Consider the following 25923-nt stretch of genomic DNA (forward strand, 5'->3'; position numbering starts at 1 on the left):
TATATTCCCGCTGGAACGGTTACCGTCCCCTAAAGGACGGCGGGACGTTTCCGCTCAGGCTGTGGAGGTGGAGGTTTGTTGCGTCTGCAGGCCGGCGGAGACGGGAAGCTCCAGGCGGTATCCTTTGACCAGCGTGTCCCCGTTCTTAATATCCGTTTCATAGGCCCGCCGGAAGCCGAGCTTCTCGTACAGCCTGATTGCGGATGCCATCATGTCCGAAGTGTGGAGATTCAGGCTGGCTGCTCCAAGCAGCACCGATTGTCTGGCGGCCTCGCTGATCAGCAGCCTGGCAACCCCGCGTCCACGGACAGCCGGAGAAACAGCGAGCAGACGGATGATCGGCGTATGGATACCCAGCTCCGGTCTGCCGTAAGCGGCCTCTGAAGAGGTGAACAGCAGCACACTGCCTATGATCTGCCCATCCAGCTCCGCTACAATCCGCGAGACCGGAGCCTTGCCATGGACGGAATCAAGAATGGAGTCGCGGTACTCCACCCAAAAAGGTTCGGGCAGCACGGCTGAATATTCGCTGTAAGCCTCAAGCAGAACTCCTGCGATAGCCTCGCGGTCAGCCTCTGCGGCTTCACGGATTACAATTTGTGCTGAATGATTCATCGGGTACCTCCTGTTCAGAAATGGGATGTGACGCTTATTATAATCCATAATTCCGATGAATATAAGAGGAATTTAACAAAACCGATTAACAGATAGAAAAGTTCTATCTGTTTTTGTGATCTATGTAATGGTTTTTGCTGTATATTACACGATAAGTCAGTTGACAAAAAAAGGGCCGGTGACTAAGATATAAACAAAATCTATACACCCGTACGGCATTAATTCCTTGTTAATCAATTGGAATAGTTAATTTAAATAGAGTTGTGGAGGAGGACTACGCTTGAACATCGAGAATATTGAAGCCTTTGTCTACATCAACCACTACGGAAGCTTCAACAAAGCGGCAGATGTACTCTACATCTCCCAGCCGACCGTGACGGCCCGCATCCAGTCGCTTGAACGGGAGCTGGACTGCAGAGTGTTCGACCGGCTGGGCAAGCAGATTAACCTTACGGATAAAGGCCGCCAGTTCCTTCCTTACGCGCAGCAGATTCTGCAGGTCTACCAGAACGGCAAACATCAGATCCAGTCGAAGGGCCAGATCCCGGATGAATTAAGAATCGGCAGTACGGTATCGGTCTCTAATTATCTGATGCCGCAGCTCCTGCAGCACCTGAAGCGGAAATATCCGCATATCCGCTTTAAACTGACGACCTCATCCACCGATTCATTAATTGAGAAGCTGAAGGCGAAGGAGATTGATCTCGCTTTTATCCGCAAAGTGGTCAATCCGGCCATTCAGTCGTTCCCCTTCTGTGAGGATCCAATCTCGCTGTATGTATATGCCGGTCATCCGCTGGCCCGCCAGGGCCGTGCCTCTATCCAGGAGATCCGGGAGGAGACTCTTGTATTCTTCGAGTGCGGCTCGCTGGACTGGATGCGCCTGCACCGGGTATTCGAGAGCATGGAGCAGCCGCCGGACATTGTGTATCAGGTGGATAATCTGGAGACAGCCAAGAAGCTCGTGCTGAGGCAAGCGGGGATTTGCTTCCTTCCGGCCCTCAGTGTACAGGAGGAAGTGGAGGCGGGAACGCTGATCAGGGTGGATATCGCTGAGACGGAAGGGATTTCCCTGCGGACCAGCCTGATCTCGCTGAACGGGGAGAATGCGGAATTCATTGAGTCGCTGCTGGAACTGGCGGTGGGCCGCAGTAAGCCGGATCGACTTCTTGTATAACAGTATTAAAAAACTCTATTAGCGCATAGCTACATGCAGTGATAAAGTTAATTGCATATAATCACCACTAAACAGATAGGGATTATCTAAATTGAGAAACGGGGGCATGAAATGAGCGAGGTATACCGGCAGGCCGTAGAGAAGGACGCCCAACAGCTGCTGGATGTGACCTATCGTGCCTATCAGCTGATCCGCGAGCTTGGACTGCACTGGCCGGCGGCAAACGCCGATTTGGCTCTAATTCAGGATAACATCGCCACCAATGAGTGTTATGTGCTGGAGATCGACGGCAACGTGGAGGCGACGATCACCCTCTCGAAGAGCGGAGAGGTCAAGGCGGTAACTGATCTGCCTTTTGTGAAATGGTTCGCAGTGAATCCCGAGCGCAGCGGCAAAGGTTACGGCGGCAAGCTGCTCGACTGGGTGGAGGAGCATATTATTCACGGCAAGCTGGGTGCTCCCGCTGTAACCCTGGCTACGGCACAGAAGCATCCCTGGCTGGTTCCCATGTATGAACGCCGGGGGTATGAACGGATTCTGGAGCTGGATGCGCAGAATGGCGACGGCATTATGTATTTGATGAGAAAGACACTTACCGCTCAACCATACTACAACCTAAAGGGGATAGAGAGATGAAGAAGACCATTTCGCTCACAACTGCATTGGCATTGACGCTGGTGATCGCCGGCTGCGGCAACAATAACGCTGCAAACAGCAGTAGCAGCGGGAATGTGGCGGAAGCAGCACCGCAGACCAGTGCGGAGGCAACGACTGCAGCCGCAGAACCGGCAGAGGTGACCAAGATCGTGGTGGGCACAGGCACCGCTTTTCCGAATGTCTGCTTCATTGACGAGAACGGCAAACTGACCGGGTTTGATGTAGAGCTATTGAAGGAAATTGACAGCCGTCTGCCGGAGTATGAGTTCGAATTCCAGACGATGGACTTCAGCAATCTGCTGCTGAGCCTGGAGACCAAGAAGATTGATCTGGTAGCCCATGTTATGGAGAAGAACCCGGAGCGGGAGCAGAAGTATTCTTTTAACAAAGAAGCTTATGCCCACTGGAGAAACCGCATTATTGTAGCCAAAGGCAATGATTCGATCCAGACGCTGGACGATCTGCAAGGTAAAAAGGTGCTGACAGGCGCAACCAGCGCACAAGCGCAAATTCTCGAGAATTACAACAAGGAGCACGGCGCGGATTCGATCAAAATTGTCTATCAGAACGGTGCAGCCAACGATACGGTGAGCCAGATTGACTCGGGCCGTGTGGATGCCACGCTCGCTGCGGATTTCGTACTGCCGATTATTGATCCGCAGAGCATGCTGCAGGCAGTAGGTGCTGAGCTGTCCTCCGCTGACATTCTGTATGTGTTCCGCAAGGATGATGCCCCGTCGCAGAAGCTGTCGGATGCCATCGACGGAGTGGTCGCAGAGCTGAAGACAGACGGCACGCTGGGCAAAATAAGTACACAGTGGCTGGGGGCTGACGTCACCACATCCGCGGTTCAATGATGAGGCTGCCGTTATAGCGGAGAAGGAGGGGCAGGATGGGTGCACCGTTTGATCTTAGTTTTGTATTCTCTTTTCTGCCTAAGCTGCTGACTACGCTGAGCACAACACTGCTGATCGTAGCCTGTTCGCTGCTGGCAGGTGTGATTGTCGGATTTATCATTGCCCTTCCCCGCCTGTACAAGGTGCCGGTCCTGAAGACCTTAGCCGAGGTGTACATCTCATTCTTCCGGGGAACGCCGATTCTGATCCAATTGTTCCTGTTCTATTACGGTCTGCCCGAGGTGCTGAAGCTGGTCAATCTCGATATGACGCGGACGCCGGTGCTGGTATTCGTAATTCTGACCTACGGGCTGCATACGGGGGCTTTCATGTCGGAGATGATCCGCGCCTCGGTAACGGCTGTCGATAAAGGCCAGGTGGAAGCGGCTTATGCTACGGGGATGACCTCTTATCAGGCTTTTACCCGGATCGTATTACCCCAGGCGCTGGGGATTGCCATTCCGGTGTTCTCGAACCTGGTCATTGCGCTGCTGAAGGATACTTCGCTTGCGTTCACGCTGGGCGTGATGGAGATGACGGGTAAGGCGCAGACTTTGGGCAGCGTGACCCAGCATTTTATTGAAACTTATATTGCACTTGCACTCATCTATCTCGTGATCAGCTTTACGATCGAGAAGCTGCTGCTGGTGGCGGAACGCCGGTTACTCCGGCATGAAGACCAGGGCAGTCCGGTGAAGCGGAAATTCAGCCTGCAGAAAAAAGCGTCCTACCGCCATATCATTGCGGACATGGGACCGGGTAAAGGAGGCGGCGCGTAATGAAGCTGGACCCATCGTTTATCTGGACGGCGTTCCTGCAGATTCTGGGAGCCATTCCTACAACGCTGTATATCACGGTGGTCTCGGTACTGGCCGGTTTCGCGATCGGAATTGTGGTGGCACTGGTCCGGATTTATAAAGTACCTGTCCTGTATCCGCTGGCGGTGGGGTATGTCACCTTCATCCGCGGTACCCCGATGCTGACGCATCTGCTGCTGATCTATTTCGGGCTGCCGATGATTATCGACGGGCTTGGCGCATATTTCGGCTGGAGCTTCCGCTCGGTGTCGATTCCGATGATCGGCTTCGCCTACATTTCTTTCTCCATTACAGCAGGAGCCTATATGTCCGAGGTCGTCCGTTCCGGCCTGCTGGCGGTGGACCGCGGTCAGATCGAAGCCGCCCATTCCATAGGGATGAGCACTCCCCAGGCGCTCCGGCGGATCGTATTACCCCAGGCGCTGGCGGCGAGCCTGCCCAATCTGTCGAATTCCGTGATCGGAATGCTGCACGGGTCTACGCTTGCTTTTACCGTATCGGTCGTGGATATCAATGCCCAGGCGCAAATCGTAGCTTCGACAAACTGGAAATTCTTCGAGGCGTATCTGGCGGCGGCGCTGATCTTCTGGGGGCTGACCTTCCTCATTGAGCGGGCCACCGCCTTGATCGAAAAACGGATAAATCTGTATAACCGGGGTGGAGTCGCATGATTAAGCTGGAACGTATATCGAAGTCTTTCGGGCGCCATCAGGTGCTGAACAATATTGATCTGAAGGTGTCCAAAGGGGAAGTTGTCGTCATTCTCGGCCCCAGCGGCTCCGGCAAAACAACCCTGCTGCGCTGTGTGAATTATCTGGAGAAGCCAAGCGGCGGCGAAATCTCGATCGGTGAGTTCAAGCTGGACTGCCGGCATGCCCGCAAAAAGGATATTCACCAGCTGCGGCAAAAAACGGCCATGGTCTTCCAGCAGTACAATCTGTTCCGCCACAAAACGGCGCTGGAGAATGTGATGGAAGGGCTGCTGATCGTCAAGAAGCTTCCGAAGGAGGAAGCACGGAAGAGAAGCATCGCACTGCTGGAAAAGGTCGGCTTAGGAAGCAAGCTGGATGCCTATCCAAGCCAGCTGTCCGGCGGGCAGCAGCAGCGGGTCGGCATAGCCCGGGCACTGGCGCTGGAGCCGGAAGTGATTCTGTTCGACGAGCCGACCTCTGCACTCGACCCGGAGCTGGTAGGCGAAGTGCTTGCGGTGATCCGCAAGATTGCCAAGGAAGGGATAACGATGATTGTGGTGACGCATGAGATGGGTTTTGCCCGCGATGTGGCGAACCATGTGGTGTTCATGGACGGCGGCGTGATTGTCGAAGAAGGCACACCCACCGAGGTGTTCAACCATCCGCGTGAAGAAAGAACCAAGCAGTTCCTGAAGCGGATTACGCCGGAGCTGAACTATTCCATCTAGGAGGCATAACTATGGCGATTACAATCAGCGTTTTGGATCAAAGCCCGATTTATCCGGGAGAGACGCCGGAGGAGGCCTTCCAGCATACAGTCCAGCTGGCGCAGCTGTCGGAGCGTCTCGGCTTCCGCCGGTTCTGGGTATCCGAGCATCATGATTCCGAGCAGGTGGCCGGATCTTCACCGGAGGTGCTGATCTCGCATCTGCTGGCCAAGACGGAGAGCATCCGCATAGGCTCCGGAGGGATTATGTTGCAGCATTATAGCCCGTACAAGGTGGCGGAGAACTTCAACGTGCTGGCTGCGCTGGCCCCGGGCCGTGTAGACCTGGGCGTCGGGCGCGCTCCCGGCGGGCTGCCGCGCAGTACGCAGGCGCTGCAGCAGGGGGGCGGTGAGACCCCTTCATTGACCGATAAAATCATAGAGCTGGAGAAATATGTACATAACCGGCTGGAGGAGGATCATCCGCTCACCGGGCTGAAGGCTGGCCCGCTGCCGGGAACTCCGCCGCTGCTGTATGTACTGGGTGCAAGTGTCGCCAGCGCCGAAATCGCTGCGGAATTGGGGCTGCCGTATGTATTCTCTTTGTTCATCGGCGGCGATCAGGCCGTTGCCCTGGAAGCGGTGCGTGCTTACCGCAGCGGCTTCAATATCAGCAGCGGGAAGGAGCCGCAAGTGATCATCGCGCTGGCTGTAATCGTGGCCGATACGGAAGAGGAGGCCAAAGAGCTGGGCGGAGCGCATAAGCTGATCCGCATTCACCTCGCCAGCGGGAAGAAGCTGACGGTGGCTACCCGCGAGCAGGCGGAGGAGTTCACCCGCCAGAGCACGGAGCCTTACACCCTGGAAGAACGGGAGCCGGAGGTTACGAAAGGAACGAAGGAATCGGTCCGCGGACAGCTGCAGGCGTTGGCTGAGGCGTCCGGGGTAGAGGAGTTCATTGTAACGACCAACGTGCAGCCCTTCGATAAGCGGCTGCGTTCCTTCGAGCTGCTGGCTGAAGCGCTCGCCGGGGTTCCGGCGGAGGCCTCATCATGACAAGCACAGCTGCAGAGTCCGCTGCACAGGCAGTACATGAACTAGCATGGAATGATAGATTGGCCCAGATCCGCCGTCATCTGCACCGGCATCCTGAACTCTCCAATGAAGAATATGAAACTACGAAATATATTACCTCCCTGCTCAAGCAGGCAGGCGTGAAGGTAGTGGATTACGGGCTGAAGACCGGAGTGATTGCCGAGATCGGCGGCTTGCAGGGCGGTCCGGTGATTGCCCTCCGGGCCGACATTGATGCATTGCCGATTCAGGAAGAAACCGGCCTGCCGTATGCCTCGCTGGTTCCGGGCAAAATGCATGCCTGCGGGCATGACTTTCATACGGCTGCGCTGCTGGGGGCGGTATATCAGTTGAAGGCGCAGGAAGACAGCCTCAAGGGAACGGTCCGCTTCTTGTTCCAGCCTGCCGAGGAGAAAGCGAAAGGCGCGCAGCAGATTATCGCTGCCGGAGGGCTGGAGAATGTCCGCGCAGTGATCGGCATGCACAATAAGCCGGATCTGCCGGTAGGAACCTTCGGCATTAAGGAAGGTCCGCTGATGGCAGCTGCTGACGGCTTCATAGCGGAGGTCCGCGGGTTCGGAACCCATGCGGCAGTGCCTGAAGCCGGTATAGACCCCATCGTAGCAGCTTCCCATATCGTTACGGCGCTGCAGTCTATCGTCAGCCGGAATGTGAGCAGCCTGAACAGTGCTGTCATCAGCGTTACGCAGATTCACAGCGGGAACTCGTGGAATATCATCCCGGAGATGGCGGTGCTGGAAGGGACGATCCGTTCTTTCGATGAAGCGGTGCGCGGCAGAGTGCTGAAACGGTTCGAAGAGGTGGTGGCAGGTGTTGCGGCCGCACTGGGGGCGGAAGCCAGCGTGCGCTGGATCGGCGGGCCGCCGCCGGTTATCAATGATGTGCTGCTGGCCCGGCTGGGAGAAGAAACGGCTGCGAACCTGGGCTACACCTCCGTGAAGCCGGTGCCCTCACCGGCCGGGGAGGATTTCGCCTTCTACCAGCAGGCGGTTCCCGGTTTATTTGTCTTCACCGGCACGGCCGGAAGCCGGGAATGGCATCACCCGGCGTTCGATCTGGACGAAGCGGCTCTGCCTGTAGGTGCCGGATTCTTCAGCAGCCTGGCGGTACGGGTGCTGGAGCATTTCGCGGCTGAAGGGGGTGCGGATCATAGCTGACCATCCCGTATATGATGTGATTATTGTCGGTGCAGGCTCGATGGGCATGAGCGCGGGTTATCATCTGGCCCGGCGCGGCGTGAGGACGCTGCTGATCGATGCTTTTGATCCGCCGCATACCGAAGGCAGCCATCACGGGGAGACCCGGCTGATCCGGCATGCCTATAGCGGAGATCCGGCCTATATTGACCTGGCACTCCGTGCCCAGGTGCTATGGGAAGAAGCCGAAGCGGAGAGCGGGACGGAGCTGCTTGTCCCTTCGGGCGTGCTCAATCTGGCAGACAGCGGCGTCTATTCCTTCGCCGGCCGCCTGGTGGAAGCCCGGAAGCGGAAGGTCCGGGCCGAGCAGCTGGATGCGGACGAAATCCGCCGCCGCTGGCCGGTGCTGAACGTTCCAGAATCCTTCGAGGCGATGTATGAGCCGGATGCGGGTTACCTCTATAGCGAGCGGTGCATAACAGCTTACCGGCAGCTGGCGCTGGCTCACGGTGCGGAGCTGCTGACGAATACAAACGTGCTGAATGTGACCGCCCGCGAAGGGAGTGTCACGGTTCATACGAAGAACGGTGATTACCATGGAGCGGCTGCTGTTCTCAGCGCCGGTGCCTGGTTTAAGTCATTATCACCCTTTGTCAGCCTGCCGATTAAAGCCATCCGCAAGGTAGTGGGCTGGTTTGGGAGTACGCCGGACTTCGAGGCCGGGAGGTTCCCCGGCTTCACGCTGGGTGCTGAGGAAGGCGGGTTCTACGGCTTCCCCGGCATCGGCGGGGCGGGACTGAAGATCGGCCGCCATGATACAGGCGAGGAATGGAGGCCTGGCGAACCGCTGGCACCGTTCGGCAGTCTGGAGAGCGATGAAGGCGACCTTCGCCGTGTGCTGGAGGCTTACATGCCCGGCGCAGCAGGGAAGCTCCTTAGAGGGTCCGTCTGTAAATATGAGCATACACCGGATGAGGATTTCATTATTGACCGCCACCCGGCCTACAGCAATGTGCTGCTGGCCGGAGGCTTCTCGGGACATGGCTTCAAATTCTCCAGCGTGGTCGGGGAGATCCTCGCGGATTTGGCCGTGCAAGGACATACGAAGCTGAATATTGCGCCATTTGCGCTGTCACGCTTCCCTGCCGGGCCTGACCAGCCGCAACCGAAACTTATATTGGAGGAGATCGAATGAGCAGTGTGGAGCTAACAGAGTACTTGAATACGCACGGGCAATTGGTGCAGGCACTGGAAGGCTTATCAGATGAGCAGCTGAAGTGGAAGGCGGAGCCGGCCAGCTGGAGCGTAACCGAGGTGCTGTCACATCTGGCTGATCACAGCATCGTGGTCTCCTTCCGTATCCGTGATATTCTGGCGGATACGAAGGTGCAGCTTCCGGCATTCAATCAGGATGCCTGGGTCAGCGGGCAGCACAGCAATCAGGGTAAGGCGACAGACAGCCTGGAGCTGTTCCGCAGCCTGCTGCATTACAATAGTCTCCTGCTCGGAAGACTGAGTGCCGCAGAATGGGAGAAAAGCGGGATTAATGTCAAGGGAGACACCATCCGGATTGCTGATATTGTCCGCAGCTTCACCGCCCATGTGCAGACCCATCTGGCCCAGATCCAACGGATCAGGCAGGGAGCGGAAGCCGGTCTCTCTGCACAGCAAGCCACTTTGTAATGAATACACAACCTTGAGGAGGAATGAACATGACTAAACCGAGACAATTGAAGCTGGGGGCACTGCTGCACGGGGTTGGAGGAAGCACCTCCATGTGGCGTCATCCCGATGCGAAGCCTGATGCCAGTGTGAACTTTGAGTTATACAAGGAATGGGTGCGCAAAGCAGAGGAAGGCAAGCTGGATCTGATCTTCATTGCAGATGGTCTGTTCATCAATGAGAAGTCGATCCCTCATTTCCTCAACCGCTTCGAGCCGCTAACGATTCTTAGTGCACTGGCGGCGGTCAGCAGCCGCATTGGTCTGGTAGGTACCTTGTCTACCTCCTACAGCGAACCGTTTACTGTGGCCCGGCAATTTGGCTCGCTGGATGTCATCAGCGGCGGACGGGCCGGCTGGAATGTGGTGACCTCACCGCTTGAAGGCTCAGCTCTTAACTACAGCAAGAAGGAGCATCCCGATCATGGCAAGCGGTACCGCATTGCCGCCGAATATCTGGAGGTAGCGCGCGGGCTGTGGGATTCCTGGGAGGATGATGCGTTTGTCCGCAATAAGGAGACGGGCGTCTTCTTCGATCCGGAGAAAGTGCATACGCTGGATCACCAGGGTGAATTCTTCTCAGTGAAGGGGCCACTGAATATCGCCCGCTCGAAGCAGGGGCAGCCGGTTATTTTCCAGGCAGGGTCCTCAGAGGTCGGCAAAGATTATGCCTCGAGCGTAGCGGATGCCGTCTTCACGGGTCATGACACGCTGGAGTCTGCCCAGGAATTCTATAAGGATGTGAAAACCCGCGTAGCTTCGTTTGGGCGCAATCCCGAAGAAGTGCTGATCTTCCCTGGAATAGCACCGATTCTGGGAGCTACCCCTGAGGAAGCGGAACGCAAATACCAGGAGGTTGCCGGTCTGGTGACGATCGAGAATGCGCTGAACTATCTGGGCAGATTCTTCGAGCATCATGATTTCTCGCAGTATCCGCTGGATGAGCCCTTCCCGGATGTCGGTGATCTGGGCCGGAACAGCTTCCAGAGCGGTACGGACAAAATCAAAAAGGATGCCAAAGAACAGGGCTTAACTCTGCGGCAGGTAGCCTTGCAGTCTGCTACGCCTCGCAGCAGCTTCATCGGCACGCCGGAGCAGGTGGCTGATCAGATTCAGACCTGGTTCGAGGCCGGAGCAGCCGACGGCTTCATGCTGGCAGCCGCCGTGCCGAACGGACTGGAGGAATTTGTGGATCAGGTCGTTCCGATTCTGCAGGAACGCGGACTGTTCCGCACCGAATACGAAAGCGATACGCTGCGGGGTAATCTCGGACTGCCAGTTCCGGCGAACCGTTATTCTAAGGCTTCTGAACCGGCAGGGCAGGTGTGACGCAAATGCAGTCCGGTGCAGACCGTCTGAAACCGGATCTTGAAGCCATGATGAAGTATGCCGGCGGGCTGGAGGCGGAGCTGATCGCGATCCGCCGTGATCTGCACAGCCATCCGGAGCTGCTCTACGATGTGGCCCGCACTTCCGGCAAGGTTGCCGAACTCCTCGAATCATGGGGCATTGAGGTGCGGCGGAATGTGGGCCGGCATTTCGGGATGGGAGTCACCGGGACGCTGCGGGGAACGGCAGGGAGTGGGCCGGTGATTCTGCTGCGGGCGGATATGGACGCGCTGCCGATTAGTGAGCTGAATGAGCTGGACTATAAGTCCAGGAATCCCGGTGTAATGCATGCCTGCGGGCATGATACCCATACGGCGATGCTGCTCGGGGCCGCGCAGACCCTGGCGGCATTCCGCCATCAGCTGAGCGGCACGGTGATCTTTGTCTTTCAGCCGGCGGAAGAAGGAGCAAGCCGCAGTCCGCTGGACGGGCGCCTGCTCTCCGGCGGCAGGGATATGATCGAAGACGGCATTCTGGAAGGTGTGGACCAGTGTTATGCGCTGCATGTGATGCCGGAGCTTGCCGTTGGTACGCTGGGCATTCATCCCCGGTATGCCATGGCGGCTTCCAGCCATTTCACCGTGAAATTCCGGGGCACCGCCGGACATCACAGTGCGCCGCATGAAGCGGTAGATGCTATACAGATGGCGGCACGGTTTGTTACCGAGGTGAACGGGCTGATGGCGAGTGGGATCAATCCGTCGGAAGCGGCGGTGCTGGCCTTCGGCACACTGCGTGCTGGAACAGCAATCAATGTCATTGCTGAGCACAGTGAGCTGACCGGCACCTTCAGAGCCTTCACGAAATCAACCGTCAGCCGGATTACGGAAGGACTGAAGCGCCACGCTGCAGCGATAGCCTCGGCTTATGGCGGCAGCAGCAGCCTGGAGCTGCGCGAAGGCATTGCCGTGGTGAACGACGGCTTGGCCGTTCAGCAGATGCTCGGCGCAGCGCGCAAGGTGCTGGGAGATGAGCAGGCGTATCTGCTGGAGCAGCCGAGCCTGGCCGGGGAAGATTTCGGCTGGTATCTCGATCAGGTGCCCGGGGCGTTTGCCTTTATCGGCTGCGGCAATGCGGAACGGGGGATAACCCATGCGCTACACCAGCCCCGGTTCAACATTGATGAGGCTGTGCTGGTACAGGGCGCCAGAGTATTGGTGAGGCTTGCTGTCGAGAGAGATTAAATCAGGTATATACAGGAAAAAGGCTGCTCCTTTCGCCAATACGGCGTTAGGGGCAGCCTTTTTATTTTTCCGAAAGAACGGGTTACATGTCCTTGGTCAGGTAATTGCCCGAACGGATTGCCTTTCCACAATGGAGTGGGTACAGATTTGACTCTTCGCAGGCTCCCCTGTTTCAATCATGCCGATCAGCTTCTCGGAAGCGATCATTCCAATGTCATATAGCGGCTGGCGCACGGTAGTCAATGGCGGATTGACCATCCGGGCTAACCGGAGATCGTCGTATCCCATGATGGAGATATCTTCAGGCACATTCATTCCATGCTTCGTAACGGTGGAAAGGGCACCAATCGCCATTTCGTCACTGGCCGCGAAGACAGCAGTAACCTCCGGTGTTCTCCGTAATATGGCTTCCATGGCTCTACAGCCGCTTTCGTATGAAAAGTCTCCATATACGAGGTAACGGCTATCAAAGGCGATACCTTGTGCTTCCAGCGCTTTGCGGTATCCTTCGATCCGTGGAGTTCCGGCGATGGGATCGCCCTTGGTTCCGCTGATCATGCCGATTCTGCGGTGGCCTTTGGTGATCAGATAATGGACAGCGTCATAGGCCGCCTGATAATCATCGACCTTCACATAAGGTACGTTGGCAAAATCCGTTTGGGAAGAGACCAGCACCACTGGAACTTTCATGCTCTCCAGCATGTCATAATATTCTTTCTTGAGCACTTCACTGGAAAAAATAATCCCGTCAACCTGCTTCTCGCGCAGCAGCTGCAAATACTTCAGCGTACGTTTGCCGTCCTGATCGGTGTTACAGACCATCACACTGTAATTGCGGTCATGGACGAATTCGTCGATTCCGTGGAGCAGATCGGAGGAGAAGGTGCTCGACACATCAGGAAATAACACGCCGATGGTTTGGGTACGCTTGTTAATCAGTCCGCGGGCGATAGCGTTTGGCTGATATTTAAGCTCTTTGATGGTCTGATCTACCTTTTGCTTCGTTTTATCTGAATATCCGCCTAAGTTATGCAGAACCCTTGAGACGGTGGCAATGGATACGTTCGCCTTTTGGGCAACATCTTTAATTGTGGGATTCATAGACTCTCCTACCTGTCGTTTAGCAGTAAACGCTTACTGAAAATATAAGTTCTTGCTTTTTCTTTGTCAACCGGAATTAAACATTATGTAAAATAAGCATTGACAAGGAAAAATAAACGAGATAACTTTTATAGTAAGCGTTTACGTAATGGGGATTTAGGATTGTAGGTACAAAAATACATAACTTACATTCAAGTGAACGTATAAATTCACACCATAGATTTTTTTGGAGGAGGTGGGGAAGATCTTATAAAGGTATGTTTTTTGCATATTTGAGTAAACGTTTACGTTAAAAGAAAAACAATTCTTGTGAAAAAAATTCATAGGATAAGGGTCACTGAGGTGACTCTTTCTTATGTTAAGTTATAGAAAGGAGCATTATGAAAAACAGGAAAAACTCACTGGGTGTAAAACTGATTCAGCTGTCTGCTGCAATAACGATTCCGCTCCTCGCCGTTCTTTTTGCCGGGGGATATTATGCCAAGGGAATTGTGCTCGACCAGGTATCCAGATCATATCAGAATCTGGTCAACTCCAATCTTGAGATGATGGAGAGCAGTCTGGAGGACATAACAATTAATCTGGTCGATATTGTTGATCATGATGTGAATTTTCTTCAATTGAACCAGCCGGGGCTGACAGAATCCGAATATTATTTTGCCCGTATGGGGATTATGCAGAGAAATCAGGCCTACCAGGCCTATTACCATAGTGTGGACATGTTTTATCTGTACTCCGGCGTTAATGATACCTTGACACTATCCAATGTATTAGGAACGACAGAGGATGATATGGACCGGATAAGAGATTGGATTACGAGAAACGTTCAAAATGAAGATCATCTGGAGCCGCTTCAGTACAAATGGACGATCGTTAAAATTGCCGGAGATTACTATTTAAACCGGACCGTCAGCAATAATCTGGGCAATACCGCCTGCATTGGCGCTCTGATCCGAATCGACTCTATGCGTTCACCGCTGGGCAATCTGAACCTGCAATCGGGCGGTGATGTGCTTATTGTGGATAATGCAGGGAATATCTTAACCCGTCCTTCGGCATCCATGGGCTACGACTTCAAGCTGCCGGGTGAGAAGATGAATCTGAATTCTTCCTTTTCTTTTACACATGATGGCCTGAAGTGGTTTGTGGTGTCCAGCCAGTCATCCGCCCTGGGAATCAATCTGTCTGTGGTCATCCCCGCTTCCGAGCTGCTCCAGGGACTCAATACCTTCCAGACGATTATTAATGTACTGCCCTTTATTATTTTGCTCATTTTACTGGTTTACTTATATTATTTCCGCCGTATGGTCATCCGCCCGATTCTGGATCTGCTGAGCGGCATTCACCGGATTCGCAACGGCGCCATGGAAACCAAGCTTCCCGATTCTAACCTGGTGGAGTTCCAGGCGCTGAATCAGGCCTTTAATAATATGGTTGTAGAAATTCAAGATCTGAGAATTGATATCTATGAGGAACGGATCAATGCGCAAAAAGCTGAAATGAAGCATTTGCAAATGCAAATTAATCCGCACTTCTTCTTGAACACGCTCAATATTATTTTTCAGCTTGCCGATCTGAAACGTTTCGAATTGGTCAAAAAGACAGTACGGCATCTGGTGCAGTATTTCCGCTTTATGCTTCAGGTCAAGGATAACCGCATTACTTTGGGTCAAGAGCTTGAACATCTCCGCAATTACCTGGAAATTCAAAAGTTGCGCTACCAGCAGTCGTTTGAGTTTCAGATCACCATAGCCGAAGAGCTTAGCCGTGCCTCCATACCCTCCTTGATGGTACAGCCCTTTGTAGAAAATGCCATGCTTCACGGCATAAGTCTGAAAGCCGGGATCTTTCATCTGGAGATTTCGGCTGGTCTCTCAGCAGAAGCAGCCGGTACCATGATCATTGAAATCGCGGATAACGGAAAAGGCAGCAGTGCAGAGAAGCTGCGGGTGCTGAATTCGCCGGATTACAACCCGGCCACAGATGAAGGGCATATCGGGATCTGGAATGTGAAACAAAGGCTGGCGATGATCTATCAGGGGAGAGCCGAAATTCACTTCAGCAACAATCAGCCGGCCGGATTCCGTGTGCGGCTTAGCCTGCCTATTGAATATACAGAAGGAGAACATTGAGAGATGCGATTATTGATTGTAGATGATGAACAATTCGCTGTGGAGGGGCTGCTCTACTGCTGCGACTGGAAGGCGTATGGGATTGAAGAGGTCTTGACGGCGAACAGGGCCGACAAGGCAAGGGAGCTGCTGAATAATCACAGAATAGAATTGCTGGTTTGCGATATTGAAATGCCGGATGAAGACGGACTTTCCCTGGTTGGCTGGGTGAGGGAGCACTCTCCCTGGACGGAATCGATTTTTCTGACCTGCCATTCCGAATTCTCCTATGCCAAGAAAGCTGTTAACCTCGGGAGCTTTGATTACTTGCTGAAGCCTGTTGACACGGATGAGCTGTTGTCTGCCGTATCGGGAATGATGGCTGCTATCCGCGAGAAGGAAGAGTATGAGTCCTATAACCAAATGTATCATAAGTATCTGAATCTGTGGCAACAAGAAAAGCCGAAGCGTGTGGAACGTTTCTGGCAGGATTTGTTGTCCCGCAGCATCCTGTCGTTCGGGGATTTCTTTGATAGGGAGCTGGCGGGTGCGGGGATAGGGTTGAATCCTGAGGATCAGGTACTTCCGATTCTGATCAGCATTGAGGAGTGGTCCAAACCGCTCAGCCCGCGTGATCAGGAAATCATGGAATATGCGGTGAAGAAAGCAGCGGAGGAATGTTTCACAGAAGAGCATCCGGGGGAGGCCGTCACCGATAAAAGCGGAGTTTTGTTCATTCTGCTGTATGCCGGAGGTGTGGAGGGAGAGCATGCAGCTAAGAAGGTTAGCATTCAGCAGCTCACGGCCATAGGTAAACGTTTTATCAAAGCTTGCCAGGAGTTGTTCTACAGCATCGTAACCTGCTATGTCGGCTCGTTCAAACCCCTGCAGGAGCTGCCGGGAATGTGCGAAAGTCTAAAGATCATGGAGCGTGACAATATCTCCCGGACCCAATCCGTACTCTTATACTTACCGCAGGACCAGATATTATTATCACCTGATTCTAATTCGGAGGATATCCTGCTGGATGATCTGATCTCTTATATGCTGAACGGCAAACGTGAGTCCGCTGTGCAGTTCATTCATAATCTGGCAGAGAAGCTGGAAGCCAATCCTTGCTTTCAGGGAAGACATCTGGACGCCCTGCATCAGGATACCCTGCAGATTATCTACCACTTCCTGCAGGTAAGAGGAATCAATGCGGGAAGCATAGTCCTGTTTACAGACTGGACAACCGCTAGGATACGGGGACTGCTTCAATACAGGCATTGGGCGGAAGGGATCGTATCGGCGGTCATGGAGGCGGAATTCGAGCGGCAGGAGAAGGGCGGTGTGATTGAGCGGTCCATCCGCTACATTCAGCAGCATGTGGAGGAAGAGATCTCCAGGGCCAGTGTCGCTGATTATGTGGGCTTGAACCCGGCTTACCTCTCCAGGCTGTTCAAGAAAGAGACCGGCCAGATCCTTATCGATTTCCTGATTTCAGTGAAGCTGGACCGCACCCGCGAGCTTCTGGACACCACGGATATGCCGGTCAGCGCAATCGCGCAGCAGGTAGGCTACAGCAATTTCTCTCATTTTACCAAAATGTTCCGCAAGCAGTTCAACGTCAATCCACAGGAATACCGCAAGGTCACAAAACGAATAGACTAAGGTTATAAAAACGGCAGAGCAGCTGCAGGCAACTCCTTATAATGAAGCCATAACCCAATAAGAAGGTGTGGAACTATGGCTTCGGAAAGCAACTCAAAATGGAAAAGCATATGGAAGTACAGGGCCTTGGTCGTGCTGGCTCTGCCTGGTGTGCTGCTGATGCTGATCAATAACTACCTGCCCATGTTCGGTATTTTCCTGGCCTTCAAGGACCTGAATTATACGGCAGGAATATGGGGCAGCAAATGGATCGGACTGGACAACTTTAAGTTTCTGTTTGCTTCGAACGACGCTTGGCTGATCATCAGGAATACCTTGCTGTACAACCTTAGCTTCCTGATCATCAATACGATACTCGCTGTGATGCTGGCACTTCTCCTTAACGAGGTCAAAAATAAGTTCGCCTCCAAGTTCTTTCAGAGCACAGTAATCCTGCCCAATTTCATTTCCATGGTCATTGTCGGCTATATCGTCTATGGATTTCTGAATCCGGAGCTGGGATTCATCAACAGATTCATTCTGGAGCCCTTCGGGATAGATCCTAGAAACTGGTATGCGGAAGCAGAGCATTGGCCTTATATCCTGACCCTTGTTAACACCTGGAAGGGTGTGGGTTACTCGGCCGTCGTCTATCTGGCAGCCATTGTCGGAATAGATTCTGAATATTATGAAGCAGCCGTCATTGACGGGGCCACACGCTTGAAGCAAATGACGAAAATTACAATTCCGCTGATTGCACCGATCATTATCATCATGACACTGCTGGCGATCGGCCGGATATTTAACGCTGACTTCGGTCTGTTCTATCAGGCAACCATGGCCTCCGGCATGATCAAAGAGACAACGGATGTTATCGATACCTATGTATACAGGGCGTTAATGGTTACCGGTGATACGGGACTCGCCTCCTCGGCAGGGCTGCTGCAATCGGTGGTTGGCTTTACACTTGTCATTACTGTCAACCTGGCCGTCCGTAAATTCAGCAAAGAAAATGCTTTGTTCTAAAAGGAGAACACCATGGAGAAAAAACGAACCAATCCCTTTATCCTTATCGTCCTGTCATTGTTCAGTCTTGCCTGCCTGATCCCGTTCTGGCTTGTATTTATGATCTCGGTTGCTGATGAAGACTGGGTGACTGCGAATGGATACAGCTTCTGGCCCGGCAAATTCAGTCTTGTCGCATATCAGTATCTGTTTGAAGATGCCGGGAAAATATTGCGGGCTTACGGTGTGTCTGCCTCGGTAACGCTCATTGGAGTTGTCATCAGTCTGTTTGTGACTTCGGCCATGGCTTATGCATTGTCACGGAAAGAGTTTCCGCTTAGAGGTGCCCTGAGCTTCTACATCCTGATCACGATGCTGTTCTCGGGCGGCTTGCTGCCCTGGTATCTTGTCTACACCCGGTTCCTGCATATTCAGGATACGCTGATGGCGCTTATCATTCCGGGTCTGATCGGCGGCTTCAACGTTATCATCATGCGGACCTTCTTCACGAACAGCATACCGCCTTCCCTGATTGATTCCTCTCAGATCGACGGGGCAGGTGAATTCCGGACATACTTTAGCATTATTCTGCCGCTGTCCTTGCCTGTAATGGCCACAATCGGGTTATTCACCACCGTATCCTACTGGAACGACTGGTTTACAAGCCTGGTCTTCATCCAGAATGAGAAGCTGTTCTCGCTGCAATATCTTTTGACCAAAACCTTAATGAACGCTTCGTTCCTGCAGACGATTGCCAATAAGGCTTACAGCTCAACCGCACAGGTCACAACGCCGCTTGAATCCATCCGGATGGCGATGGCGATGATTGCAATCGGACCGCTGGTGCTGGTATTCCCTTTTCTGCAGAAGTATTTCGTCAAAGGACTTACCGTAGGCGCTGTGAAAGGCTGATCCCGGTATATGACCGGATTAGTATAAGCAAGTTCAGAATGATGAGGAAGAATACAGAAGGATTCCAGGGAGGTCTACTATTTATGAAGTGGTTGAAAAAGAGTTCTGTTGTATTGACATCGCTTGTGCTGACTTCAGTTGTAGTAACCGGCTGCGGCGGGAATAATGGTGCGAATTCACCGGCGGGCACAGTCCAGCCGGGAAGCGAGGCCAGCTCCGGATTGAAGCCTTACGAAGTTGTAATGGTATTCCCCGATGCGCCGCAAAATGATAATCAGCGGGTACAGGATGCGATGAATGATTATCTGAAGAAGACTTATCCGGAAATGAACATGAAGGTCAAGCTGAATCCTATCGACTGGGGTGCCTGGAGTGATAAAACGAACCTGATGATGGCCTCCGGCGACAAAATGGACCTGCTGTTTACGGCGGATTGGCTCGGGTTCCAGCAACAGGTGACCAAGGGAGGCTTGCTGCCGCTGGATGAGCTGCTCGCTAAATACGGCCCGGACATCGAAGCTGTAGAGAAGGACTATCACGGGCCGGCTAAACGCGGCGGCAAGCTATACGGTATTCATACCCACCAGGAGCTGGGCGGTGCACAAGGGGTCTACTTGAACAAAGAGCTTGTGGACAAATATAACTTTGATCTGACTGCACTGAAGTCTGGTAAAGTTGAGGATCTGGAGCCTATGCTTCAAACCATCAAGGAGAACGAACCGGGGATTACGCCTTTAGTGGCACCGAGCTTTCCTCTCGAAGCTTACTATTCATCCACGAATTTGGATTCTATAGTGAGTATTGCAGCGATTAACACCGTGGGAACAGCGGCAGATGATTATACAGTCATCAACTCCTACACGACTCCGCGGTATCTGGAGCTTGCCAAGCTTACCAACAAATGGTACAAGGCAGGATACATTAACAAGGATGCACTGACACCTGGTCTGGACGCCTGGAAGAAGATTCAAGCGGGGAAAGGCTTCGCCTTTGTCTCTGATATGGATATTATCGCGGATATGGAGATCGGCAAAGCAGCCGTATCACCGAATGGTTCGATTAAAGCGGGCCGTGAGATGCTGCAAATTCCGCTCAATATTGACCGTTTGCAGACAGGCAAGATGACAGCAACCATGTATTCGATTGCAAAAAGCTCTGAAGATCCGGAACGTGCCATGATGCTGCTTAACCTTTTCTATAAGGACAAGGAATTGCTGACTCTCTTCAACTTCGGGATTGAGGGAACCCATTATGTGCTCAAAGACGGACAAATTGCGCTGCCGGAAGGCAAAACTACAGATAATGTCGGCTACTATCACGATATTATGTGGCAGCTCGGCAATCAAATGCTCAACTATACCCGTGTAGGCGAGGATCCGGATAAATACCAGAACTACGAGAAGTTCAACGAACAGGTTTCTTCTAATCCTTCGCGGATTTTTGGATTTGTCTTCGATCCGGAGCCGGTAAAAAATGAATTGATCTCGATCGACAACGCCAACAAAACCTTTGTTGACGGTCTGAAATCCGGTCAGCTCGATCCGGAAGAGTCTCTTCCTAAAATGCTGGAAAAACAAAAAGCGGCTGGAGCAGACAAAGTACTCGCGGAAGTGCAAAAGCAGCTGGATGCCTGGCTGGCTGAAAACGGCAAGAAATAAGCGGAATGGCTAAGCTCAATCTACATGGAATGGAGTATTCATATGGACAATGGCGTATTGACGCATATAGATATATATCCCGATCAGGCCCAGTACAAAACCGGTCAATCCGGCAGCATTATCATTGAAGTGGAGACCCGGGAGAAAGCGGCCCTGCAGCTGGTTGTCGGCTTCTACAAGCTGGAGCAGCAGGTTGCTGAAGAAAGACTTAGCATCCTTACGGAACCAGGCTTGAGACAAAAAGTGTCCGTTCCCTTGTTCACTGAAGCTACAGAGTGGGCGGGTTATGGGGTCAAGGCTGCAGTTCTCTGCAATGAAGCTGTAGTCTCAACCGCATATACCTCATACGATATTGCCGATCATTGGGGCCGGGCGCCGCGGTATGGATTTCTAAGCGATTTCCGGAGTGAAGAATCCGGAAACACCCGTGACGTCGACAGCATGAACAAATTCCACTTGAATGTCATACAGTTCTATGACTGGATGTACCGGCATGATGATCTGGTTCCAAAAGAGGATGAATTTATTGATCCGATGGGCCGGACGATGTCCTATAAGGTGGTCCGTGAAAAGGTCACAGCCGTACACGATAAAGGGATGGCGGCCCTGGCCTATGGAGCGGTATATGCAAGTCTTAAGGACTTCTTGCAGGCGCGTCCGGAATGGGGACTGTATAACCGCCAGGGAGAACCGTTTCAATTAATAGATCTGTTCTATATTATGGATATTACACCGGATTCGCCTTGGACCGATCATATTGTTGAACAGTTCCGTCAGGCCGTACAGGCTGGATTCGACGGAATTCATATGGATCAATATGGTTTTCCGAAGAAAGCTGTGCGCCGGATCGGGGGGAAAGAAGAACAGGTCGATTTGGCGGAATGTTATCCGGCATTGATCAACCGGACCCATGCGGCCGTAAAGGAAATCAAGGCAGAGGCCGGGGTTATTTTCAATAATGTGGGCAATTACCCTATCAACAAGACGGCTTCGGCGGATCAGGAGGCGCTTTATATTGAAGTATGGCCGCCTGTAGTCCGGTTGCGTGAGCTCAAAGGACTGATAGATAATGCGCGCTCACTGGACCCGCACAAGCCGGTGATCCTCTCCGCCTATCTGCCCTCCTTCTACCCGGAAGCCGGACATGACAAGGAATGGGCTGAGAACGGAGCGCTGCTGACGATGGCCTCCATATTCGCCAGCGGGGGATATCACCTCTTGCTGGGTGAGGATCATGGAATGCTGACCATGCCCTACTATCCCGATTATGCAGTGATGCGGCCTGAATTTGCCATTGAGGTCAGACGTTACTATGATTTCATCGTGCGTTTTGGAGTGCTGATACATGATGCGCAATTGGAAGATGTGTCTTATACCTATACCGCCGGGGTTAACACCGAGATTACCTTCGAAGGCAATGTGCCTTTTGCACCGAACGGAGATATTGATTCTGTCTGGACGATCATTAAGCGCAAGCCGGGTTATCAGATCCTGCAGCTGATTAATCTTGCCGGGCTTGAAGATGATTATTGGGAGCATGGCAAGAAACAGCGGCCTGAAGCTCAAAATGGTGTAGTGTGCACACTATTAATCGAACAGCCGATTGAATGCATTTACACGGCCAGCCCGGATGATCAGGCCCAGGAAGTGATTGTCCTGGATTACGAGGTGGTTCCGCACGGGCAAGGACTTGCGGCCAGATTCACTTTGCCGTCCCTGCGCATCTGGTCCATGGTTGTAGTTAAATTTAGCATACAGGAGTGAATGGGTTGAACAATACGAAATGGTGGCAGACCGCTGTAATTTATCAGATATATCCCCGAAGCTTTCAAGACAGCGACGGGGATGGAATCGGCGATCTCCGGGGGATTATTAGCAGGCTGGACTATCTGGAGCAGCTTGGCATTACCGCAATCTGGCTTAGTCCCGTATACAAATCACCCAATGACGATAACGGCTATGATATCAGCGATTACCAGAATATTATGACCGAATTCGGAACCATGGATGACATGGATGAATTAATCGAGAAGGCCAGGCAGCGCAATATCCGGATTATTATGGATCTGGTCGTCAACCATACCTCGGATGAGCACCCATGGTTCATTGAGGCCCGTAAAGGAAGGGATAACCCGTACCGTGACTATTATATCTGGCGTGACCCGGTCAACGGCGGCGTTCCCAACGCCCTGCGTTCAACCTTCAGCGGATCGGCTTGGGAGCTCGACGAAGTCAGCGGCCAGTACTTTCTGCACTTATTCAGCCGCAGGCAGCCGGATCTGAACTGGGAGAACAGCAAGGTCCGTCAAGAGGTATGGGACATGATGAATTTCTGGCTGGATAGGGGCGTCGGCGGATTCCGCATGGACGTGATTGATCTGGTCGGCAAAATTCCCGATCAGGAGATCACAGGAAATGGTCCTAAGCTTCATGAATATCTGCAGGCGATGAACCGGGAGACCTTCGGAGCGCATGATGTTCTGACGGTGGGAGAGACCTGGGGGGCGACTCCGGAAGTAGCCAAGCTCTATTCCAATCCGGACCGCAAGGAGCTGTCGATGGTGTTCCAGTTCGAGCACATCGGTCTGGATCAGCAGGACGGGGGAGAGAAGTGGGATCTGAAGCCCCTGGATGTAAGCGAATTGAAGCAGGTGCTGGCGAAATGGCAGACCGAGCTGGGGAACGAGGGCTGGAACAGTCTATTCTGGAACAATCATGATTTGCCGAGAATTGTATCGCGCTGGGGCAATGATAAACAGTACCGTGTGCAGAGCGCCAAAATGTTCGCCATTCTTCTGCATTTGATGAAGGGCACGCCTTACATTTATCAGGGCGAGGAGCTCGGAATGACTAATTATCCGATTCAGGATATCAGCGAAGCGCAGGATATTGAGGCTATCAATATGTATCATGAACGGATCGGTCAAGGCTATGCCAAGGAAGCTATCATTCATTCCATTAATGCGAAGGGAAGAGATAATGCCCGGACCCCGATGCAATGGGATGTTACCCGTAATGCAGGATTTACAGCCGGAGAGCCATGGCTGCCTGTACATCCGAATTATAAGGAAATTAATATGGAGGCAAATCTGAAGGACCCGGATTCTGTGTTCCATTGCTACCGTAAGCTGATTGAACTGCGGAAGAACAACCCGATTGTGGTATGGGGTGATTTCGAACTGGTGACCGGCGTGCCGGATCAAGTGTTCATGTACTTCCGCCGCTATGAAGGACAGACCTGGCTGGTGACGGCCAACTTCAGCGGGGAGCCAATCACGCTGGAATTGCAGGAGCTGGGTCAGGCCGGGTTCATCATCGGCAACTATCCCAGAGATGATGTGGACTTTAAACAATTGCAATTACAGCCTTACGAAGCTTTTGCTGTCATACTCGCATAGACACCAAACAAGGATGCGCCCTTATGAAAAGGGAGGCATCCTTGTTGTCTTTGTTGTCTTGCTGACCTCACACCGTCAGCTTATTTGTGGTTACGCAGGCGCTCAAGCTCAGCCTCAACCGCGCTATTCAGCGGAGATTCAGGAGCGGCAGCAGCAGCTGCTGCCAGTCCGGATTGCTCAGCAAGGGCTTCCTGCATAGCAATCTTGTCCTCCATCCGTTCGAAGCCGCGGGATGCGCTGCCGGCGTTCAAGACCTGGCCGCGGCATCCGGCCGGGGAACCAGAGGCGCTTGCTTGAGCCGCCTGCTTAATCTCTGCCGCTTTGCGGGCACGTTCCGCCAGCTCTGCTCTTTTGGCCTTGAGGCGTTTATGTTCTTCCTTCACATTCGCCAGTTGAACCTCAAGCGAGGCGAGTGTGGCCTGAGTCTCCTGCAGTCCGGCTGTGCATTCCTGTCCGCTCTCCGTATAGCGCAGTTTAGCCATTACTGCAGCGCGGGCTGCCGGCTCATTGCCTTCGCTCATGGCTTGAACGGCTTCCGCTTCGCTGCGCTCCGCAAGCACCTGATATTCATAGATGCGGCGCTCCAGCACACTGGCAGCGGCTTTGAATTCACGCTGTTTGCTCTCGGCATCGGTGATTTTATCCTCCAGATCCCGCAGATATTGTCCGGTAAGCAGCATCGGATCTTCCAGTTTGTTCAGTCCCTCGTGGATAGCTGCTTTGGTTAACGTTGTGATTCTTTGGAATATACTCATGGTTATAATCTCCTTTTTAGTTAGGGTTGGGTATTCTGGAACGAGTGATTAGTAGTCGAAACCGTCAGTGAAGCCGCCGTAGGATTCCTGAGGGATAATGAGACTGCCGATGATATAGAGAAAAATAACAGTACCGAAGCTGAAAAACGTAGCGGCAACAACAAGCAATCTTACAAGGGTCGTATCAACGTTGAAATAGCGTGCCAGTCCTCCGCATAAACCTGTGAGCTTCTTGTCTGTTACGGAGCGGGTTAATTTTTTTGTCATAGTGATATCTTCCTCTCTTCTATGGTGAGCGCCGGTTCGCGGCGTGTTCACTGCGTTGTCTATGTATGTATTGTACGAATTTATCCTGCGCAGCAAAACAGCCTGCAGACTGTTCTTTGTTCCCGACCTTAGTCGGGGATGCTGACCGCAATAGGACGGGGAGGGACCGGGAAATCACGGATGAATCGTGGAATACACGGACTTTTTACACAAAGAGGTCTTGTTGTTCATTCGGGGTTAATACTAGAGGATTAAACTGTACTCTAGCGGAGCCTATCATAAACATACGGGAGGACTGGCCTCATGGGAATTCACAAGTATTTTCGCTCACTGAATGAACTGGAACGCATTATCCGCTGTCCGGGCAAATTCAAATTCGAGGAGCACAGCGTAGCGGCCCATTCCTGGAAGGTCGTACAATACGCCAAAACACTGGCAGATATTGAAGAGAAACACGGTGCGGTGATCGACTGGAAGAAGCTGTACGAGATTACGAGCAGCCATGATTACGGAGAGATTTTTATCGGGGACATCAAAACGCCGGTGAAGCACTCCTCACTCCAGCTAAGGTCGCTGATTCAGCAGGTCGAGGAGGGCATGATCGACAACTTCATCAAGGAGCATATCCCGGATGAGTTCAAAAGCATCTTCTACCATCAGCTGCGCGAGGGCAAGGACGAGTCGATTGAAGGCTTGATTCTGGAGGTTGCCGACAAGATGGATCAGGTATATGAAGCTTTTGCCGAGCTGCAAAGAGGGAACACGGAGAAGGAATTTGTGGTGATGTACCGTAATGCCCTGATCAAGATCAAGAACATTGAGCTGAGATGTGTGGATTACTTCCTGGCAGAAATCCTGCCGGATATGGTGAATGAAGAAACATTGTCATCCATTGATATTAAAAGAATTACGGAAGAGGCGCTGGCTCTGTAGATGAGCTGTGGCTCTTTTTTTCTTATACATAAATGAATATGTGCCAGGCTGGATGCTGCTTTATA

At 52.7% G+C, this 25923-nt stretch carries 24 protein-coding genes; 20 read left to right on the forward strand and 4 right to left on the reverse strand.

Annotated elements, in window-relative coordinates:
* Window positions 1–54: 54 nt before the first annotated feature.
* Entirely contained in the window at window positions 55–615 is a 561-nt protein-coding gene (locus tag P40081_RS07780) for a GNAT family N-acetyltransferase (protein ID WP_042134530.1), read from the reverse strand.
* A gap of 280 nt (window positions 616–895) precedes the next feature.
* Between P40081_RS07780 and P40081_RS07785 the strand changes: the two genes are divergently transcribed.
* The 12 genes from P40081_RS07785 to P40081_RS07840 all read left to right on the forward strand — a co-directional run bounded on the left by P40081_RS07785 (window position 896) and on the right by P40081_RS07840 (window position 12086).
* Entirely contained in the window at window positions 896–1792 is an 897-nt protein-coding gene (locus tag P40081_RS07785; RefSeq protein ID WP_042134531.1) for a LysR family transcriptional regulator, read from the forward strand.
* A 111-nt stretch (window positions 1793–1903) separates the two neighbouring features.
* A complete protein-coding gene (locus P40081_RS07790) occupies window positions 1904–2428 on the forward strand; it encodes a GNAT family N-acetyltransferase (RefSeq protein ID WP_042134532.1) in 525 nt (174 codons plus the stop codon).
* Complete coding sequence (locus P40081_RS07795) at window positions 2425–3306, forward strand: transporter substrate-binding domain-containing protein (protein WP_042134533.1); 882 nt, start codon at window positions 2425–2427, stop codon at window positions 3304–3306. Before P40081_RS07790 ends, P40081_RS07795 begins: the two co-directional genes overlap by 4 nt.
* A 35-nt stretch (window positions 3307–3341) precedes the next feature.
* The gene (locus P40081_RS07800) at window positions 3342–4124 is read left to right on the forward strand and encodes an amino acid ABC transporter permease (protein ID WP_039301115.1); all 783 of its coding nucleotides are present in this window, start codon (window positions 3342–3344) and stop codon (window positions 4122–4124) included.
* Window positions 4124–4834 carry an amino acid ABC transporter permease gene (locus P40081_RS07805; protein WP_042134535.1) on the forward strand — a complete coding sequence of 237 codons (711 nt, stop codon included), beginning with the start codon at window positions 4124–4126 and terminating at the stop codon, window positions 4832–4834. Before P40081_RS07800 ends, P40081_RS07805 begins: the two co-directional genes overlap by 1 nt.
* Window positions 4831–5583, forward strand: a complete 753-nt coding sequence (locus P40081_RS07810) for an amino acid ABC transporter ATP-binding protein (RefSeq protein WP_039301123.1) — start codon at window positions 4831–4833, stop codon at window positions 5581–5583. The genes P40081_RS07805 and P40081_RS07810 overlap by 4 nt, the downstream gene beginning before the upstream one ends.
* 11 nt (window positions 5584–5594) lie before the next feature.
* The gene (locus tag P40081_RS07815) at window positions 5595–6617 is read left to right on the forward strand and encodes an LLM class flavin-dependent oxidoreductase (protein ID WP_042134536.1); all 1023 of its coding nucleotides are present in this window, start codon (window positions 5595–5597) and stop codon (window positions 6615–6617) included.
* Entirely contained in the window at window positions 6614–7813 is a 1200-nt protein-coding gene (locus P40081_RS07820; protein WP_042134538.1) for an amidohydrolase, read from the forward strand. Before P40081_RS07815 ends, P40081_RS07820 begins: the two co-directional genes overlap by 4 nt.
* A complete protein-coding gene (gene solA, locus P40081_RS07825) occupies window positions 7806–8987 on the forward strand; it encodes an N-methyl-L-tryptophan oxidase (protein ID WP_081970430.1) in 1182 nt (393 codons plus the stop codon). Before P40081_RS07820 ends, solA begins: the two co-directional genes overlap by 8 nt.
* On the forward strand, window positions 8984–9475 hold the full coding sequence (locus P40081_RS07830) for a DinB family protein (RefSeq protein ID WP_039301132.1): 492 nt from the start codon (window positions 8984–8986) through the stop codon (window positions 9473–9475). The genes solA and P40081_RS07830 overlap by 4 nt, the downstream gene beginning before the upstream one ends.
* Before the next feature lie 29 nt (window positions 9476–9504).
* Window positions 9505–10842, forward strand: a complete 1338-nt coding sequence (locus P40081_RS07835) for an LLM class flavin-dependent oxidoreductase (RefSeq protein WP_042134539.1) — start codon at window positions 9505–9507, stop codon at window positions 10840–10842.
* Between the two features lie 5 nt (window positions 10843–10847).
* Window positions 10848–12086, forward strand: a complete 1239-nt coding sequence (locus tag P40081_RS07840; RefSeq protein WP_081969870.1) for a M20 metallopeptidase family protein — start codon at window positions 10848–10850, stop codon at window positions 12084–12086.
* A gap of 96 nt (window positions 12087–12182) precedes the next feature.
* Here P40081_RS07840 and P40081_RS07845 read toward each other — a convergent pair whose 3' ends face one another.
* Window positions 12183–13187 (reverse strand): LacI family DNA-binding transcriptional regulator, encoded by a 1005-nt coding sequence (locus P40081_RS07845; RefSeq protein WP_042134541.1) that lies wholly within the window; start codon window positions 13185–13187, stop codon window positions 12183–12185.
* A gap of 380 nt (window positions 13188–13567) precedes the next feature.
* Here P40081_RS07845 and P40081_RS07850 point away from each other — a divergent pair, with 380 nt between their 5' ends.
* The 7 genes from P40081_RS07850 (at window position 13568) to P40081_RS07880 (ending at window position 23903) form a co-directional block, all read left to right on the forward strand.
* A complete protein-coding gene (locus tag P40081_RS07850) occupies window positions 13568–15319 on the forward strand; it encodes a cache domain-containing sensor histidine kinase (RefSeq protein ID WP_042134543.1) in 1752 nt (583 codons plus the stop codon).
* A 3-nt stretch (window positions 15320–15322) separates the two neighbouring features.
* Window positions 15323–16951 carry a response regulator gene (locus P40081_RS07855; RefSeq protein ID WP_042134545.1) on the forward strand — a complete coding sequence of 543 codons (1629 nt, stop codon included), beginning with the start codon at window positions 15323–15325 and terminating at the stop codon, window positions 16949–16951.
* Window positions 16952–17026: 75 nt separating this feature from the next.
* Complete coding sequence (locus tag P40081_RS07860) at window positions 17027–17956, forward strand: ABC transporter permease (RefSeq protein WP_042134547.1); 930 nt, start codon at window positions 17027–17029, stop codon at window positions 17954–17956.
* Between the two features lie 12 nt (window positions 17957–17968).
* Window positions 17969–18847: a carbohydrate ABC transporter permease gene (locus P40081_RS07865; RefSeq protein WP_042134548.1), complete on the forward strand. Its 879-nt coding sequence runs from the start codon at window positions 17969–17971 to the stop codon at window positions 18845–18847.
* A gap of 83 nt (window positions 18848–18930) precedes the next feature.
* Window positions 18931–20505: an ABC transporter substrate-binding protein gene (locus tag P40081_RS07870; RefSeq protein WP_042134550.1), complete on the forward strand. Its 1575-nt coding sequence runs from the start codon at window positions 18931–18933 to the stop codon at window positions 20503–20505.
* Window positions 20506–20547: 42 nt separating this feature from the next.
* Window positions 20548–22269, forward strand: coding sequence for a glycoside hydrolase family 66 protein (locus tag P40081_RS07875; RefSeq protein ID WP_052421715.1), 1722 nt, complete (start codon window positions 20548–20550; stop codon window positions 22267–22269).
* 5 nt (window positions 22270–22274) lie between these two features.
* Complete coding sequence (locus P40081_RS07880) at window positions 22275–23903, forward strand: glycoside hydrolase family 13 protein (RefSeq protein WP_042134551.1); 1629 nt, start codon at window positions 22275–22277, stop codon at window positions 23901–23903.
* 80 nt (window positions 23904–23983) lie between these two features.
* Here P40081_RS07880 and P40081_RS07885 read toward each other — a convergent pair whose 3' ends face one another.
* Both P40081_RS07885 and P40081_RS07890 read right to left on the reverse strand, forming a co-directional pair.
* Complete coding sequence (locus P40081_RS07885) at window positions 23984–24658, reverse strand: PspA/IM30 family protein (RefSeq protein ID WP_042134553.1); 675 nt, start codon at window positions 24656–24658, stop codon at window positions 23984–23986.
* Window positions 24659–24706: 48 nt separating this feature from the next.
* On the reverse strand, window positions 24707–24925 hold the full coding sequence (locus P40081_RS07890; protein WP_042134555.1) for a PspC domain-containing protein: 219 nt from the start codon (window positions 24923–24925) through the stop codon (window positions 24707–24709).
* A 303-nt stretch (window positions 24926–25228) separates the two neighbouring features.
* Between P40081_RS07890 and P40081_RS07895 the strand changes: the two genes are divergently transcribed.
* The gene (locus P40081_RS07895) at window positions 25229–25858 is read left to right on the forward strand and encodes a YfbR-like 5'-deoxynucleotidase (protein WP_039301156.1); all 630 of its coding nucleotides are present in this window, start codon (window positions 25229–25231) and stop codon (window positions 25856–25858) included.
* The last annotated feature ends 65 nt before the right edge of the window (window positions 25859–25923 follow it).

The sequence above is a fragment of the Paenibacillus sp. FSL P4-0081 genome, assembly GCF_000758565.1.
Taxonomy (GTDB): Bacteria; Bacillota; Bacilli; order Paenibacillales; family Paenibacillaceae; genus Paenibacillus_AQ; species Paenibacillus_AQ phytohabitans.

Excerpts from the sequence above, each read along its gene's own strand:
- P40081_RS07805 (WP_042134535.1), top strand. The coding sequence starts at position 4,124 with ATGAAGCTGGACCCATCGTTTATCTGGACGGCGTTCCTGCAGATTCTG.
- P40081_RS07895 (WP_039301156.1), top strand. The coding sequence starts at position 25,229 with ATGGGAATTCACAAGTATTTTCGCTCACTGAATGAACTGGAACGCATT.
- P40081_RS07835 (WP_042134539.1), top strand. The coding sequence starts at position 9,505 with ATGACTAAACCGAGACAATTGAAGCTGGGGGCACTGCTGCACGGGGTT.
- P40081_RS07865 (WP_042134548.1), top strand. The coding sequence starts at position 17,969 with ATGGAGAAAAAACGAACCAATCCCTTTATCCTTATCGTCCTGTCATTG.
- P40081_RS07795 (WP_042134533.1), top strand. The coding sequence starts at position 2,425 with ATGAAGAAGACCATTTCGCTCACAACTGCATTGGCATTGACGCTGGTG.
- P40081_RS07850 (WP_042134543.1), top strand. The coding sequence starts at position 13,568 with ATGAAAAACAGGAAAAACTCACTGGGTGTAAAACTGATTCAGCTGTCT.
- P40081_RS07890 (WP_042134555.1), bottom strand. The coding sequence starts at position 24,925 with ATGACAAAAAAATTAACCCGCTCCGTAACAGACAAGAAGCTCACAGGT.
- P40081_RS07840 (WP_081969870.1), top strand. The coding sequence starts at position 10,848 with ATGCAGTCCGGTGCAGACCGTCTGAAACCGGATCTTGAAGCCATGATG.
- P40081_RS07885 (WP_042134553.1), bottom strand. The coding sequence starts at position 24,658 with ATGAGTATATTCCAAAGAATCACAACGTTAACCAAAGCAGCTATCCAC.
- P40081_RS07820 (WP_042134538.1), top strand. The coding sequence starts at position 6,614 with ATGACAAGCACAGCTGCAGAGTCCGCTGCACAGGCAGTACATGAACTA.
- P40081_RS07790 (WP_042134532.1), top strand. The coding sequence starts at position 1,904 with ATGAGCGAGGTATACCGGCAGGCCGTAGAGAAGGACGCCCAACAGCTG.
- P40081_RS07870 (WP_042134550.1), top strand. The coding sequence starts at position 18,931 with ATGAAGTGGTTGAAAAAGAGTTCTGTTGTATTGACATCGCTTGTGCTG.
- P40081_RS07815 (WP_042134536.1), top strand. The coding sequence starts at position 5,595 with ATGGCGATTACAATCAGCGTTTTGGATCAAAGCCCGATTTATCCGGGA.
- P40081_RS07800 (WP_039301115.1), top strand. The coding sequence starts at position 3,342 with ATGGGTGCACCGTTTGATCTTAGTTTTGTATTCTCTTTTCTGCCTAAG.
- P40081_RS07810 (WP_039301123.1), top strand. The coding sequence starts at position 4,831 with ATGATTAAGCTGGAACGTATATCGAAGTCTTTCGGGCGCCATCAGGTG.
- P40081_RS07855 (WP_042134545.1), top strand. The coding sequence starts at position 15,323 with ATGCGATTATTGATTGTAGATGATGAACAATTCGCTGTGGAGGGGCTG.
- P40081_RS07860 (WP_042134547.1), top strand. The coding sequence starts at position 17,027 with ATGGCTTCGGAAAGCAACTCAAAATGGAAAAGCATATGGAAGTACAGG.
- P40081_RS07780 (WP_042134530.1), bottom strand. The coding sequence starts at position 615 with ATGAATCATTCAGCACAAATTGTAATCCGTGAAGCCGCAGAGGCTGAC.
- P40081_RS07845 (WP_042134541.1), bottom strand. The coding sequence starts at position 13,187 with ATGAATCCCACAATTAAAGATGTTGCCCAAAAGGCGAACGTATCCATT.
- P40081_RS07830 (WP_039301132.1), top strand. The coding sequence starts at position 8,984 with ATGAGCAGTGTGGAGCTAACAGAGTACTTGAATACGCACGGGCAATTG.
- P40081_RS07875 (WP_052421715.1), top strand. The coding sequence starts at position 20,548 with ATGGACAATGGCGTATTGACGCATATAGATATATATCCCGATCAGGCC.